The sequence below is a fragment of the Rhizobium sp. A22-96 genome (genome assembly GCF_053521805.1).
Map to the genome: position 1 here is coordinate 233,705 of NZ_JBNWDQ010000004.1, position 12,248 is coordinate 245,952.

Below are 12,248 nucleotides of genomic sequence, written 5' to 3' on the forward strand. Positions count from 1 at the left end.
TTGCTTTGACATACTCGCGCATTGCCGGTGCCTTTGCCTTTGGTCAGAGCCTGCTTCCCTCGCTCTTCAAGGGCGAAACTTCAACGTCTCTACCAACAGCGTGAAGGCGGGTGAAGGATGCCGCCTTGAAGGATAGTAGAGGTGATATCCGGTAAACGGCTGAGACCATTCATCCAGAACCTGGATAAGGCGCCCGTCGTGCAGATATTCCCTGACGACGTCTTCATGGACATAGGCAAGTCCGTAACCATCGAGTGCGGCATTTATCAATTGCGGCACGCCATTGAACGCCACTTGTCCATCAACCCTCACACGCAGCTCGTGCCCGTCACGTTCAAATTCCCACGCATAAAATCCGCCATAGCTTGGAAGCCGAATGTTGATGCAGGGGTAAGCTGTTAGCTCCTGCGGCATGGTCGGGATGGGCATATGGTCGAAGCATGACGGGGCGGCCACGACAATCATCCGAGCCATCGGTCCGATGCGGATGGCGATCATGTCCTTTTCGACCTGATCGCCAAGCCTAACTCCTGCGTCAAAGCGCTCCGCGACGATATCCGTCAATGCAGACTCCGCGTTGAGCTCGACCTTGATATCCGGATAGTCGACCAGAAACTTGGATAGCTTCGGCCACAGAAGCGTATCGATGGCGTGCTGCCCGGCCGTAATCCTGAAATTGCCGGCCGGCTTCTCCCTGAACTCGCTCAACGCCGATAGTTGGGCTTCGATGTTGCCGAATGCCGGGCTGAGCGTCGACAGCAATTGTTCGCCTGCAATCGTTGGCGCAAGACTGCGGGTTGTTCGTGTCAACAGGCGAACGCCCAGCCGCTCTTCGAGCCTGCGAATGATGAGGCTGAGCGAGGATTGCGATGTGCCGAGACGAGCGGCGGCCTTGGTGAAGCTTTTTTCCTCTGCAACCGCGAGGAATGCCATGAGGTCTCCAAGGTCTTCGCGTCGCATTTATTGATCTCCGATATAAGTCCAATCTCATATTAGCGCCTAATCGAAACAAATGGCAGGGTCTATGTTCTCCGGGAGGTGACACTTCTCGTCGTGACAGGAGAGTTTCATGGACATCAAGCGTATCGGGTCGCAGCCCTCAGCGAGGGGGCCGGCCGACTGGTTCACCGGTTCGGTTCGCATTGACATGCTGGCATCGGCTCCGCTGCCGGCAAGAGTTTCGGCCGCCAGTGTGACATTCGAGCCGGGTGCCCGAACGGCATGGCACACACATCCCCTCGGGCAAACATTAGTGGTCCTGTCAGGATCCGGGCTCGTCCAACGAGAAGGTGGCGACATACAGGAAATCCGGGCCGGGGACGTCGTCTGGTTCTCACCCGGCGAGAAGCACTGGCATGGGGCATCTCCGACGATGGCCATGACCCATATAGCCATTCAGGAGTCTCTGGACGGTCGTGCCGTGGACTGGATGGAGCATGTTACGGACCGGCAATATGCGGAGAGCTAGACATGGCATGGTCAGAGGACGAACTGAAACGCATTGCAGTATCTGACGACCTTCACATCTCCCCATTTCGAGAGGATGGCGTGACCTATGGCACGCCGACATGGATCTGGTCGGTTGTTGTCGACGGCGCGCTATTCGTACGCGCCTATAACGGCCAAGCCTCGCGTTGGTATCAAGCCGCATTGAAGCAGAAAGCCGGTCGGATCACCGCGGCAGGGATGACAGCGAGCGTCAACTTCGAAACCGTTGCCGATGGCGCGATCAATGACCGCATCGATGATGCCTACCGGGCGAAATATACCGGGAACCGTTACCTCGGATCGATGATCAGTTCGCGGGCGCGGGCCGCGACCATACGCATTGAAGGGAGCAATCATGCCGCATCTCATCGTCAAAATGGTTACAGGCAGGAGCCGTGAACAGAAGGAGGCTCTGGCCGTTGAACTTACCCGAGCCGTGAACTCAGTGCTTGGATGTGGTGAGGATGCCGTATCCGTCGCGATCGAAGACTTCGTTGCCACGAGTTGGGTGGAGAGGGTCTATGTGCCCGATATCCAGGATCGCGCCGAACTGATCTACAAGAAGCCTGGCTACGACCCGTTTGCATAGCGGCTGGTGGCCCTTCGACAGCAGGAGAAGGAAAAATGCAAAAGCGCAAACTCGGACAAGGATTTGAAGTCTCGGCACTGTCGCTTGGTGCCATGGGCTATGGAAAAGCGCGGGAACTTCCGGATAGAGCCGAAATGATCTCGCTCATCCGCACTGCAGTGGAACGCGGCATGGATTTCTTCGACACCGCGGAGGTCTATGGTCCCTTCACGAACGAAGAGATGGTCGGGGAAGCGCTGGAACCGCTCCGCAGGCAGGTGAAGATCGCTACAAAATTCGGGTGGGATGTCGATCCCATCACAGGCGTCAATCATGGTGGGGTGAACAGCAAGCCGGATCATATCCGTCGCGCCGTCGAAGGAAGTCTCAGGCGCCTGCGGACAGATCACATCGATCTCCTCTATCAGCATCGTGTCGATCCGGAGGTGCCGATGGAAGATGTCGCGGGCGTCGTCAGGGATTTGATTGCCGAAGGAAAGGTCCGTTGGTTCGGCCTCTCGGAGGCCGGTGCTGGCTCTATTCGACGCGCTCACGCGGTTCAGCCTGTCGCGGCGCTGCAGAGCGAGTATTCCCTATGGACCCGTGAGCCCGAAGCGGAGATCATTCCCGTGCTTCAGGAACTCGGCATAGGTTTTGTCCCGTTCAGCCCGTTGGGCAAAGGTTTTTTGACGGGTAAGATTGGCACCACGACGGAACTGGATAAGTCGGACATGCGCAACGGCATCCCGCGCTTCGCTCCGGAAGCTCGTGAAGCCAATCAAACACTTATCAATCTGATCAGCGGGATCGGCGCGAGGCGCGGTGCCACACCTGCGCAGGTGGCGCTTGCATGGTTGCTGGCACAGAAGAGTTGGATTGTTCCGTTATTTGGCACGCGCACGCTCGGGCGGTTCGATGAAAATATAGGATCGCTGGCGGTTGAATTGTCTGCGGAGGATCTCCGGGAAATCGAAACGGCAGACATTCGGATCAAAGGTGCTCGCTATTCCGATGAACACATGCGACGCGTCGGGCTTTGACGGATGCAATAGGCGATGTCGGCCGCTGGAGCGCTTGATAGTGTCCAACCGCGGCTGGTAGCGACATCAGCGAGAGGTATGGCGGCGCAGGCGAGCTCAGCAACCGTCCGCATTTGACCTCAAGCCGCGGCCGTACGCCTTTTCATCCGCTCGCTCACGATGATGATCAACCCGGCGCTCAGGATCAAGATAGCACCGATGAAGGTGTTGGCGCCGGGGATGTCGCCCCAGATGAGGTAGCCGAGCAGGAAGGCCCAGACCAGCGAGGTATATTCGAACGGCGCCAGCACCGAAACGGGTGCCTGGCGCATGCCTTCGAACAGTGCCAGCTGGCCGGCGCCGGCGATGATGCCGGTTGCGGCGAGCAGGACGACCTGGAAGAGCGTCGGCGTCTGCCAGTGGGCGATCGCCATGCCGGCGGTCAGGATGATGAACATAATGTTGGAGACGGCCATCTGGATATGGCTCTTCTCATGCAGCGCCGTCTTGCGCAGCAGCACCATGCCGGTTGCCCAGAGAACGGCGGCCTGCAGCGCCAGATAGACCGGCCAGGAGATCGACAGTCCCACCGGATTGGAGGCGATCACCACGCCGCAGAAGCCGACACCGACCGCCATCCAGCGGGTGAAGGTGACCTTTTCACGCAGCACGATGGTCGCCAAAATGGTGCCGACGATCGGCGCTGCGTAATAAAGCGTCGTCACCTCTGCGAGTTGCAGATAGGAGGCGGCGGAATAATAGGAAATCCAGGCGACCAGGATGATGACGCTGCGCACGATCATCGGCTTGATGATCGGCGAGCGCGCCACCTTCTGAACCAGCGACGGTCCCTCGAAGACGAAGCAGCCGGCAAGAATGGTGCAGCTTCGGATGAACAGCACCTGCCAGACGGGGATGGAGGCGACGAGCAGCTTCACCGCCGAATCATGGGCAGTGAACAGCATGTAGGCAAACACCGTAAGCAGGATGCCATAGCTGATGGGGTTTTTCACGGAAGCACCAAAAGGATGGCCGGCAACAAAATTGTCGACTCGGGCCGACTGAAGAATCTTTCAGGCCTCAACGGATAGGAGCCTACTTTTTCGCCGTCAATAGGACATTTTGCCAATGCCGTGCACATATGAATGATTTATTCGAGGTTGTGGCGTCTTTGCCTCCGCTTTAACAGAGGGAGACGAAATGTGACTGTGTCGGCTGTTTTCAATCATTGCGATTTCAATCGATTTAAATAGACTGCGGCACCGATCCGGAGGGTTTTTTATGGATAATATGACGAGATCGGAGGGTCTTGAGGCGCGCAGGAGCGGATTTTTCACGAAATCGCGCGCGGCCGTCTCCCTGCTGTTTTTGATGAACGGCTTCATGGTCGGCTGCTGGGCACCGAAGATTCCGGAGTTTGCCGAGCGGCTGCACCTCACGAAATTCGAACTCGGCCTGATGATCCTCGTCTTCGGCGTCGGCTCGCTTGTGATGATGCCGCTTGCCGGCGCGCAGATCGCTGTGCGTGGTTCAAGGGTCGTCGTCCGGGCTTTCGGTGTGCTGCTGCTGCCGATGATCCTGGCGCTGACATTGGCCCCGAGCGTGTGGACGGCCGCCATTGCGCTCTTCCTGTTCGGTGGCTTCATCGGCGCCATGGATGTGGCGATGAATGCCAATGCCGTCTCGGTCGAAAAATCCATGCGTCGGGCGATCATGTCGTCCTGCCATGCCTTCTGGAGCCTGGGCGGTCTGCTGGGGTCGGCGATCGGCGGTTTTCTGATCTCGCGCTGGGGCGTTCTCGGCCATGCAGAGGTTTCCACCGTGCTGGCAATCCTGTTCCTGGTCGTTGCATGGCCGATGGTGCTCGGCGATCAGCCGCATCCCGACGAGGCCAAGCCGAAGGCGCGGCTGCCGATGATCCCGCTGCCCTGGCTGCTCGGCATGGTCGCGCTGTTCTGCATGGTTCCGGAAGGCGCCGTGCTCGATTGGAGCGCGCTCTATCTCAGCCAGGAAAAGGGGGCATCGGTCATTCTCTCGGGCTTCGGCTTCGCCGCCTTCTCCGCCACCATGGCAACCATGCGCTTTGCCGGTGATTTCGTCCGTGATTGGCTCGGCGCCATCAGGACGCTGCGTGTCTGCACCGTCTTCGCTATCATCGGCATGCTGACCGCCGCATTGGCGCCCAACGCCGAGATCGCCATCCTCGGCTTCGCGCTCTGCGGCATCGGCATTTCCAACATGGTGCCGATCGCCTTTTCGGCGGCCGGTAACATTCCGGGCCTGCAGCCCGGTATCGGCATCTCCGTCGTCACCACGCTCGGCTATTCCGGCATGCTGGTCGCGCCTTCGGCCATCGGCTTTGCCGCCGAGCACATCGGCTTCTCGCCGGTGCTGATGGCGCTGCCGGTGCTGCTGCTCGTGGTGGTGGCCTTCTCGTCGCTGGCGCGCTACGCTGACGGCATCGGCGACAGCAAGCATTAATTTCGTCGTTTTTGGTCGGTATGGGCTTGCTCCGCCCGATCAAAAGAGATGCCCGGAGCGGTTGACAACGACCGTTTCGTGATCCACCTGAAAGGCACCTGTTTCAAAGGTCTGCGAGAGCTTTCCATGTCGTTTGCCAGTGATTTCGACCCCAAGCCGCGCCGTTCCTCCGTTGCCGTCGATGTCGGCGGCGTGATTGTCGGCGGCGGCGCGCCCGTGGTCGTGCAGTCCATGACCAACACCGACACCGCCGATATCGATTCGACGGTGGCGCAGGTGGCGGCCCTGTTTAAGGCCGGTTCGGAGCTGGTGCGCATCACCGTCGACCGCGACGAAAGTGCTGCCGCCGTGCCGAAAATCCGCGAACGGCTGCTGCGGCTCGGCATGGACGTGCCGTTGATCGGTGATTTCCACTATATTGGCCACAAGCTGCTCGCCGACCATCCGGCCTGCGCGGAGGCGCTGGCGAAATACCGTATCAATCCCGGCAATGTCGGCTTCAAGGACAAGAAGGACAAGCAGTTCGCCGAGATCATCGAGATGGCGATCCGCTACGACAAGCCGGTGCGCATCGGCGTCAACTGGGGCTCGCTCGATCAGGATCTCCTGACCGCGCTGATGGACAAGAATTCCGCCGAGGGCTCGCCGCTCTCGGCCCGACAGGTGACGCGCGAGACCATCGTGCAGTCGGCGCTGATCTCGGCCGATCTCGCCGAGGAAATCGGCCTGCCGCGCAACCGCATCATCCTGTCGGCCAAGGTCAGCCAGGTACAGGACCTGATAGCCGTCTATTCCATGCTGTCTGAACGTTCCGACCATGCGCTGCATCTCGGCTTGACCGAGGCCGGCATGGGCTCGAAGGGTATCGTCGCCTCGTCAGCCGCCATGGGCTATGTGCTGCAGCATGGCATCGGCGACACGGTCCGCGTCTCGCTGACGCCGGAGCCGAATGGCGACCGTACCCGTGAGGTGCAGGTGGCGCAGGAGCTGCTGCAGGTCATGGGCTTCCGCCAGTTCGTGCCCGTCGTTGCGGCTTGTCCCGGCTGCGGTCGCACCACCTCGACCGTCTTCCAGGAGCTGGCGCAGAACATCCAGAACGACCTGCGCAAGAATATGCCGGTCTGGCGTGACAAATATCCGGGCGTCGAGGCGCTGAACGTCGCGGTCATGGGCTGCATCGTCAATGGCCCCGGCGAGAGCAAGCATGCGGATATCGGCATCTCGCTGCCCGGCACCGGCGAATCGCCGGCCGCCCCCGTCTTCATCGACGGCCAGAAGGCGATGACGCTGCGTGGCCCGAACATCGCCTCGGACTTCGAAGCGTTGGTTTCTGATTACATCGAGAAGCGCTTCGGCCAGAAGAACGTCGCGGCGGAGTAACCGCCGCTAGAACGAGAAAGTCTGTTTGTTTTCACGCCATTCCGGACGGAAAACCGCTGCACACTTTCCTGGAATGGCTCTACATATTGCTCGTCAGCAGCTTGATGCCGGCGAAGCAGTAGAAGCCGGCCATGGCGCCTTCGATCCAGCGGCGCGCGCTGCGATAGATCTTCAGCGCATGCGGCGTCGAGAACAGCACCGCATACCCCATGAATGCCAGGAAGCCGGTCGCGCAGCAGACGGTGACGATCAGCACTGCCACCGAAGCCGGCGCGCCCTGCGGCATGCCGAGCGCGATGATGGCGAGCCAGGCGAAGATCGCCTTCGGGTTCGTGACGTGGATGCCGTAGCCGCGCAGGACAAGCGACTTGAAGGTCGGCGCCTTTGTTTCGGTGGAAGCAGTCAGCACGTCGCCATTCGCCCGCACGGCGCGAAAGGCTTTGTAGGCGAGATAGAGCAGATAGAGCCCGCCGAAGATCTTCAGAACCTCCAGCGCCATCGCGTAAGTCTGCAGCAGCGTGGCAAGGCCGGCGGCAGCGGCGATCGCCCATGTCAACGATCCCCCGAAAATGCCGAGCGAGATGGTCATGCCGGCCTTGCGGCCGTGGGTCATCGATGTGCCGATGATCGCCATGATGGCGGGGCCGGGGCTGACGACGGCGATGATATAGGCGATGTAGGCCGGCATGATCTGCGGCAGGTATGCAAGCGTCTCGCGCATGGAGAAATTCCCGGGGGCGTTGGCCGGCGCGGGCAATTCCGCGTCTACAGACCAATTTGTCATGGGAATTTGTCACAAAATCGAAGGGAAATCACCCAAGCAACGCATGGATTCTTGTTATGGTGACATTCCACGGCGGAATGGATGGCAAATGCGCGTCGCTATTCCGTCCGACCCACGTCTTCTGCGTCCATAAGCTGCCGGACGATCGGTTCCAATATAGCCTGCAGTTCCGGGGATGCTTCCGTGTTCAAGGTGGTGAGGCCGATCATCTGCCGCATCATCTGCACCCCGGCCACCAGCGACAGCAGCAGCGCCGCGCGCTGTGGCGCTGCCTTGCCGGATAGCGCCATCGTGACATTGCGCTGATGGTGCTTTTCGATCACGTCGCGAGCAATCCGAATAGCGGCATCGCTGGATGCCGAGCGGAGCATGATCAGGAAACCGTCGAGCGCGGTCGCGTCCGGGGCCGTCACCTCCAGCAACATTTTGGCGACCAGCCGCGCCCTGTCGGGGGAGCTGAGATTACCGCTCGTGGCGATGATTGGATTTTCATTCGCCCGCTCGAGAACCTCGGCAAACAGCGCCTCCTTCGAGCCGAAGTAGCGGTTGATCAGCATGGCGGTGACGCCGGCCCCTTCGGCGATCTCGCGGACGCCGGCTCCTTCATAGCCCGACCTGATGAAGGCTAACCGCGCCGATTCGAGGATGGCGATGCGGGTTGCGGCCGCGTTGCGTGGGCGAGGATTGGGTTCAGATCTATCCATCACATTTCCAAATATACAGGTGTAGACTTATGCTGCTTTCCAATGTATACGGCTGTATACAAACGGTCAATGAAACGCCTATGAGGCTCTGGAGATCAGATGAAGGAAACAGTGCTTGTGACAGGCGGAACCGGCTTCGTTGCCGGCTGGTGCATCGCCGCACTCTTGCAGCGCGGTTATCGTGTGCGCACGACGGTGCGTGACTTATCCAGGGAGCCAGCGGTGCGGGCCGCAGTTGCTTCAGTCGCGAAGGATACGACCGACCTGTCTTTCCATGTTGCCGAACTTCTCGACGATAGCGGCTGGGCGGAAGCGATGGCGGGCTGCGACTATGTGCTGCATGTTGCCTCCCCGTTGAGCGGCGCACCGGCTGGTGATCGTCAGGCCTTCGTCGCACCGGCGCGGCAGGGTACGCTGCGCGTGCTGAAGGCGGCGGTGGATGCCGGCGTCAAGCGGGTGGTGATGACGTCGGCGGCAGCAACTGCTCGTCCTCCGCTGCATCTGAACCTTGTCAGCGACGAGACGATGTGGGCCGATCCATACGATCCTCAGTTCGATGCCTATCGCGTTTCCAAAATCCTGGCGGAGCGGGCGGCCTGGGAGTTCATGGAAGCGAACGGCGGAGCGACGGAATTTTCCACGGTCCTGCCCGGCGCTGTCTTCGGCCCGATCCTCACGGCCGGCAATCTGGGCTCAGTGCGGATCATCCGCGACCTGCTGCGCGGCAAGCCCGCATTCGTGCCGCGGCTCGGCTTCTGGGTGGTCGATGTGCGCGATCTCGCCGATCTGCACGTCCGCGCGATGACGGCTCCGGCAGCTGCCGGTCAGCGCTTCATTGCGGCGGGCGAATTTCTGTGGCTGGAGGAGGTCGCCAAGGCTCTGCGTGACGGTTTGGGAGCCCGTGGTGCCAAGGCGCCGACGCGCCGGCTGCCGAGCGTCCTTGTGCGGCTCCTTGCGCCGTTCCTCAGGGATTTGCGGCCGCTTGCGCCACTCATTGGCCGCAAGTTCGGCCTCTCCTCGCAGAAGGCGCGCAGCATGCTCGACTTTTCGCCGCGACCTGCCACAGTGACGATCGCCGATTGCGCGAATAGCCTGTTCGACCACGATCTGGTTCGTGCCGAGCGTTAATTTTTCTGCTGGGGTGCGGCGAGGATCAGCTCTTGCGGTTCGCCACGAACCGGGCGGTTTCGATCAGGACATCCGCCTTGTTTCCATAGCCGGATAACAGATCGGCGGCTTCGGCCACCAGCCTTGACAGTGTTGCCTCGGCCCATTCCTGGCCGTGCAGGCCGACAAGCGTTCCCTTGCCGCGGGCGGCATCTTTGCCCGTCGCCTTGCCCATGGTGGCGGCATCGGCCGTCAGGTCGAGCAGGTCGTCGGCAAGCTGGAAGGCAAGGCCGATCTTTTCGCCGAAAGTCCGCAGGCGTTTGCGGTCTTCTGCCGATGCGCCTGCGATGATGGCGCCGGCCTCGCAGGCGAAGCGGATGAGCGCGCCGGTCTTCATCGCCTGCAGCGTCGTGATGCCGGATTCGTCGGGTGTTTCTTTCTCTGCGGCGAGGTCGAGTGCCTGGCCGCCGGCCATGCCGCCGATGCCGGCTGCGCGCGAAAGGGCCAGAACGAGCGCCATCTTCCGCTCGGGCGGCAGTTCCGTTTCCGGCGCGGCGATGATGTCGAAGGCGTAGGTCAACAGGCTGTCGCCGGCCAGGATCGCCGTCGCATAGTCGAAGGCGATATGCACGGTCGGCTGGCCGCGACGCAGGTCGTCGTCGTCCATGGCCGGCAGGTCGTCATGAACTAGCGAATAGCAATGCACGCATTCGAGCGCGGCGCCGACCCTGAGGGCGGCTTCGGCATTGCCGCCGAGGAGAGCTGCCGATTCCATGACGAGAAAAGGCCTCAGCCGCTTGCCGCCATTCAGGACGCCATGGCGCATTGCGCTCAGCAGCCTGTTGGGGCGGACGATTTCGTCGTCGAGGCTGACATCGGCCAGAAGCTGGCTCAACAGGGTTTCGATCCTGCCGGCATTGTCTTTGAGGCGGTGCTCGAATGAGGAATGGGTGCTGTCCATGGCCGCTGTTTGGCATGAGAGGCGGTTGCTGGCAACGAGAATTGTCAACAGCCATATGGGGAATCGTGTCGCACTCTGGTCATCGCTTTGCGTAGACGATATGACGAGTGCAGCATCAGAGCGTTTCCCGGATGCATTGAGAATGCACCGGGATGGAGCGACCGTGGACCTCAGGCAATTGGACATATCGACTGATCATGAGGAGGAGGAAGGCGAGGTGCCGCAACGGTCCTCCCTCTTGGCGCGTTTCAGAGCCCGTCCGCTTTGGCAGCGCATCGTCCTGATCCTGATCGGCGTGTTCCTGCTGCCCTATCTTTTCATCGTCCTTTATCTGTTGCCATTCATCCACCCGGTCTCGACGCTGATGCTGGGCGATGCCGTGACCTTCCAGGGATATGATCGCCGCTGGGTTCCACTCGACAATATCGCGCCGGTGCTGGTGAAATCGGTGATGGTTTCCGAGGACGGGCAATTCTGTTTCCATGGCGGCGTCGATTGGGGTGAGATGCGGATGCTCGCGCAGGAGACATTGCGCGGCAAATCCACACGCGGCGGCAGCACGATCCCGATGCAGACGGTGAAGAACCTGTTTCTGTGGAACAGCCGTTCCTTCGTGCGCAAGACGCTGGAGTTGCCGCTGGCGGTCTCCGCTTCCGCCGTCTGGTCGAAGCGGCGGATGATGGAGATCTATCTCAATGTCGCCGAATGGGGCCCGGGCATCTACGGCATCGAGGCGGCGGCGCGCTATCATTTCAAGGTGCCTGCTTCCAAGCTCACGGCCCGTCAGGCCGCCCTTCTCGCGGTATCGCTGCCAAACCCGATCGACCGCGTGGCCAGCAAGCCGGGGCGCGGGCTCAGCCAGCTCGCCTCGCTCATCCAGCGCCGTGCGCGAAATGCCGATGCATATATCAAATGCCTTTATGACTGAGATCAGAACTTGTCGTTCGATCGGTTGAGCGTCATCTGGCATTCTTGCTCGTAACGTAAGGGCGGTGCATCTGCCAACGACGATCGGACATGCCATGGACTTCTCCGCCTTTTCCCCCGAATTGCTGCAATATGCCAAGAGCCTGCATCCGCAGCCCCCGCGCCATCTCGGCACGCGCTACGATCTCTCCGGCATCTTCCAGCCCGAGCCCGGCAACACGGTCGTCTGCCATCTGCCTGAGGGCTCGCACACACAGCGTGCGGTGGTCTCGGCGCGGCAGAAGTACCTGGCGATGCCGGAAGCCCGGCAATTCGCCTTCACGCCGGTCTCCAGCCTGCATATGACCCTGTTCCAGGGGATCATCGAATATCGGCGCACGCGGCCTTTTTGGCCTGCGGATCTGGCGCTCGATACGCCGATCGACGAGATGACCGGCATCATGGGCGAACGCCTGAAGGCCTTCTCCATGCGCGATCCGTTCAAGGTGGCGGTGATAAAGGCGCGACCCAGCGGCCTTTTGGTCGAAGGCGCGACCGAGGCGGACCGCGAGACCATGCGGGAATGGCGCAATGCGCTGGCCGATCTCCTTGGCTATCGCCACCCCGATCACGACACCTATGCCTTTCACATCACCTTCACCTATGTCATCGAGCGTCTCGCGGACGAGGCGCTGCCGCGCTGGCAAGCGATGTTGGACGATGTGGCGGCCGAGTTGCGCGCCGAAGTACCCGTTCTGGAACTGCGGCCGCCGGCCTTCTGCTCGTTCGAGGACATGAACCATTTCGAGGAACTGCGCGTCTTCGAATTCGGGAGCTAACAAGGGAATAG

The 12,248-nt window shown here is 60.8% G+C and carries 14 protein-coding genes; 9 read left to right on the top strand and 5 right to left on the bottom strand.

Annotated features, from left to right (window positions below):
• Positions 1 to 66: 66 nt before the first annotated feature.
• Complete coding sequence (locus tag ACQZ6F_RS19410) at positions 67 to 960, bottom strand: LysR family transcriptional regulator (protein ID WP_077470494.1); 894 nt, start codon at positions 958 to 960, stop codon at positions 67 to 69.
• Positions 961 to 1,069: 109 nt separating this feature from the next.
• Between ACQZ6F_RS19410 and ACQZ6F_RS19415 the strand changes: the two genes are divergently transcribed.
• From ACQZ6F_RS19415 to ACQZ6F_RS19430, 4 genes are read left to right on the top strand one after another with little or no spacing between them, the layout of a single operon-like run.
• Positions 1,070 to 1,468, top strand: a complete 399-nt coding sequence (locus tag ACQZ6F_RS19415; protein WP_449093964.1) for a (R)-mandelonitrile lyase — start codon at positions 1,070 to 1,072, stop codon at positions 1,466 to 1,468.
• A 2-nt stretch (positions 1,469 to 1,470) separates the two neighbouring features.
• On the top strand, positions 1,471 to 1,887 hold the full coding sequence (locus tag ACQZ6F_RS19420) for a DUF2255 family protein (protein ID WP_449093963.1): 417 nt from the start codon (positions 1,471 to 1,473) through the stop codon (positions 1,885 to 1,887).
• Positions 1,865 to 2,077, top strand: coding sequence for a tautomerase family protein (locus tag ACQZ6F_RS19425; RefSeq protein WP_246662487.1), 213 nt, complete (start codon positions 1,865 to 1,867; stop codon positions 2,075 to 2,077). Before ACQZ6F_RS19420 ends, ACQZ6F_RS19425 begins: the two co-directional genes overlap by 23 nt.
• A gap of 35 nt (positions 2,078 to 2,112) precedes the next feature.
• Entirely contained in the window at positions 2,113 to 3,096 is a 984-nt protein-coding gene (locus ACQZ6F_RS19430; protein ID WP_449093962.1) for an aldo/keto reductase, read from the top strand.
• Positions 3,097 to 3,215: 119 nt separating this feature from the next.
• On the opposite strand, the gene ACQZ6F_RS19435 is transcribed toward ACQZ6F_RS19430, so the two are convergent.
• Positions 3,216 to 4,088, bottom strand: coding sequence for a DMT family transporter (locus tag ACQZ6F_RS19435; protein WP_077470499.1), 873 nt, complete (start codon positions 4,086 to 4,088; stop codon positions 3,216 to 3,218).
• A gap of 268 nt (positions 4,089 to 4,356) precedes the next feature.
• On the opposite strand from ACQZ6F_RS19435, the gene ACQZ6F_RS19440 reads away from it, so the two are divergent.
• Both ACQZ6F_RS19440 and ispG read left to right on the top strand, forming a co-directional pair.
• The gene (locus tag ACQZ6F_RS19440; RefSeq protein WP_449093961.1) at positions 4,357 to 5,556 is read left to right on the top strand and encodes an MFS transporter; all 1,200 of its coding nucleotides are present in this window, start codon (positions 4,357 to 4,359) and stop codon (positions 5,554 to 5,556) included.
• A 126-nt stretch (positions 5,557 to 5,682) separates the two neighbouring features.
• Positions 5,683 to 6,936, top strand: coding sequence for a flavodoxin-dependent (E)-4-hydroxy-3-methylbut-2-enyl-diphosphate synthase (gene ispG / locus ACQZ6F_RS19445; RefSeq protein ID WP_449093960.1), 1,254 nt, complete (start codon positions 5,683 to 5,685; stop codon positions 6,934 to 6,936).
• A 79-nt stretch (positions 6,937 to 7,015) separates the two neighbouring features.
• Here the strand turns inward: ispG and ACQZ6F_RS19450 are convergent, their stop codons facing one another.
• Complete coding sequence (locus ACQZ6F_RS19450) at positions 7,016 to 7,657, bottom strand: LysE family translocator (RefSeq protein WP_449093959.1); 642 nt, start codon at positions 7,655 to 7,657, stop codon at positions 7,016 to 7,018.
• 161 nt (positions 7,658 to 7,818) lie between these two features.
• Positions 7,819 to 8,424 (bottom strand): TetR/AcrR family transcriptional regulator, encoded by a 606-nt coding sequence (locus ACQZ6F_RS19455; protein ID WP_449093958.1) that lies wholly within the window; start codon positions 8,422 to 8,424, stop codon positions 7,819 to 7,821.
• Between the two features lie 99 nt (positions 8,425 to 8,523).
• Between ACQZ6F_RS19455 and ACQZ6F_RS19460 the strand changes: the two genes are divergently transcribed.
• Positions 8,524 to 9,552, top strand: coding sequence for an NAD-dependent epimerase/dehydratase family protein (locus ACQZ6F_RS19460; RefSeq protein WP_449093957.1), 1,029 nt, complete (start codon positions 8,524 to 8,526; stop codon positions 9,550 to 9,552).
• Positions 9,553 to 9,577: 25 nt separating this feature from the next.
• Here the strand turns inward: ACQZ6F_RS19460 and ACQZ6F_RS19465 are convergent, their stop codons facing one another.
• Complete coding sequence (locus ACQZ6F_RS19465; RefSeq protein WP_077470501.1) at positions 9,578 to 10,492, bottom strand: polyprenyl synthetase family protein; 915 nt, start codon at positions 10,490 to 10,492, stop codon at positions 9,578 to 9,580.
• Positions 10,493 to 10,628: 136 nt separating this feature from the next.
• Here ACQZ6F_RS19465 and mtgA point away from each other — a divergent pair, with 136 nt between their 5' ends.
• Both mtgA and ACQZ6F_RS19475 read left to right on the top strand, forming a co-directional pair.
• Complete coding sequence (mtgA, locus tag ACQZ6F_RS19470; RefSeq protein WP_449094118.1) at positions 10,629 to 11,420, top strand: monofunctional biosynthetic peptidoglycan transglycosylase; 792 nt, start codon at positions 10,629 to 10,631, stop codon at positions 11,418 to 11,420.
• 94 nt (positions 11,421 to 11,514) lie between these two features.
• Entirely contained in the window at positions 11,515 to 12,237 is a 723-nt protein-coding gene (locus ACQZ6F_RS19475) for a DUF1868 domain-containing protein (RefSeq protein WP_449093956.1), read from the top strand.
• The last annotated feature ends 11 nt before the right edge of the window (positions 12,238 to 12,248 follow it).

What these genes read in the sequence shown, in the direction of transcription:
- ACQZ6F_RS19410 (WP_077470494.1), bottom strand. Translation starts at nt 960, where the DNA reads ATGCGACGCGAAGACCTTGGAGACCTCATGGCATTCCTCGCGGTTGCA.
- ACQZ6F_RS19415 (WP_449093964.1), top strand. Translation starts at nt 1,070, where the DNA reads ATGGACATCAAGCGTATCGGGTCGCAGCCCTCAGCGAGGGGGCCGGCC.
- ACQZ6F_RS19420 (WP_449093963.1), top strand. Translation starts at nt 1,471, where the DNA reads ATGGCATGGTCAGAGGACGAACTGAAACGCATTGCAGTATCTGACGAC.
- ACQZ6F_RS19425 (WP_246662487.1), top strand. Translation starts at nt 1,865, where the DNA reads ATGGTTACAGGCAGGAGCCGTGAACAGAAGGAGGCTCTGGCCGTTGAA.
- ACQZ6F_RS19430 (WP_449093962.1), top strand. Translation starts at nt 2,113, where the DNA reads ATGCAAAAGCGCAAACTCGGACAAGGATTTGAAGTCTCGGCACTGTCG.
- ACQZ6F_RS19440 (WP_449093961.1), top strand. Translation starts at nt 4,357, where the DNA reads ATGGATAATATGACGAGATCGGAGGGTCTTGAGGCGCGCAGGAGCGGA.
- ispG (WP_449093960.1), top strand. Translation starts at nt 5,683, where the DNA reads ATGTCGTTTGCCAGTGATTTCGACCCCAAGCCGCGCCGTTCCTCCGTT.
- ACQZ6F_RS19450 (WP_449093959.1), bottom strand. Translation starts at nt 7,657, where the DNA reads ATGCGCGAGACGCTTGCATACCTGCCGCAGATCATGCCGGCCTACATC.
- ACQZ6F_RS19455 (WP_449093958.1), bottom strand. Translation starts at nt 8,424, where the DNA reads ATGGATAGATCTGAACCCAATCCTCGCCCACGCAACGCGGCCGCAACC.
- ACQZ6F_RS19460 (WP_449093957.1), top strand. Translation starts at nt 8,524, where the DNA reads ATGAAGGAAACAGTGCTTGTGACAGGCGGAACCGGCTTCGTTGCCGGC.
- ACQZ6F_RS19465 (WP_077470501.1), bottom strand. Translation starts at nt 10,492, where the DNA reads ATGGACAGCACCCATTCCTCATTCGAGCACCGCCTCAAAGACAATGCC.
- ACQZ6F_RS19475 (WP_449093956.1), top strand. Translation starts at nt 11,515, where the DNA reads ATGGACTTCTCCGCCTTTTCCCCCGAATTGCTGCAATATGCCAAGAGC.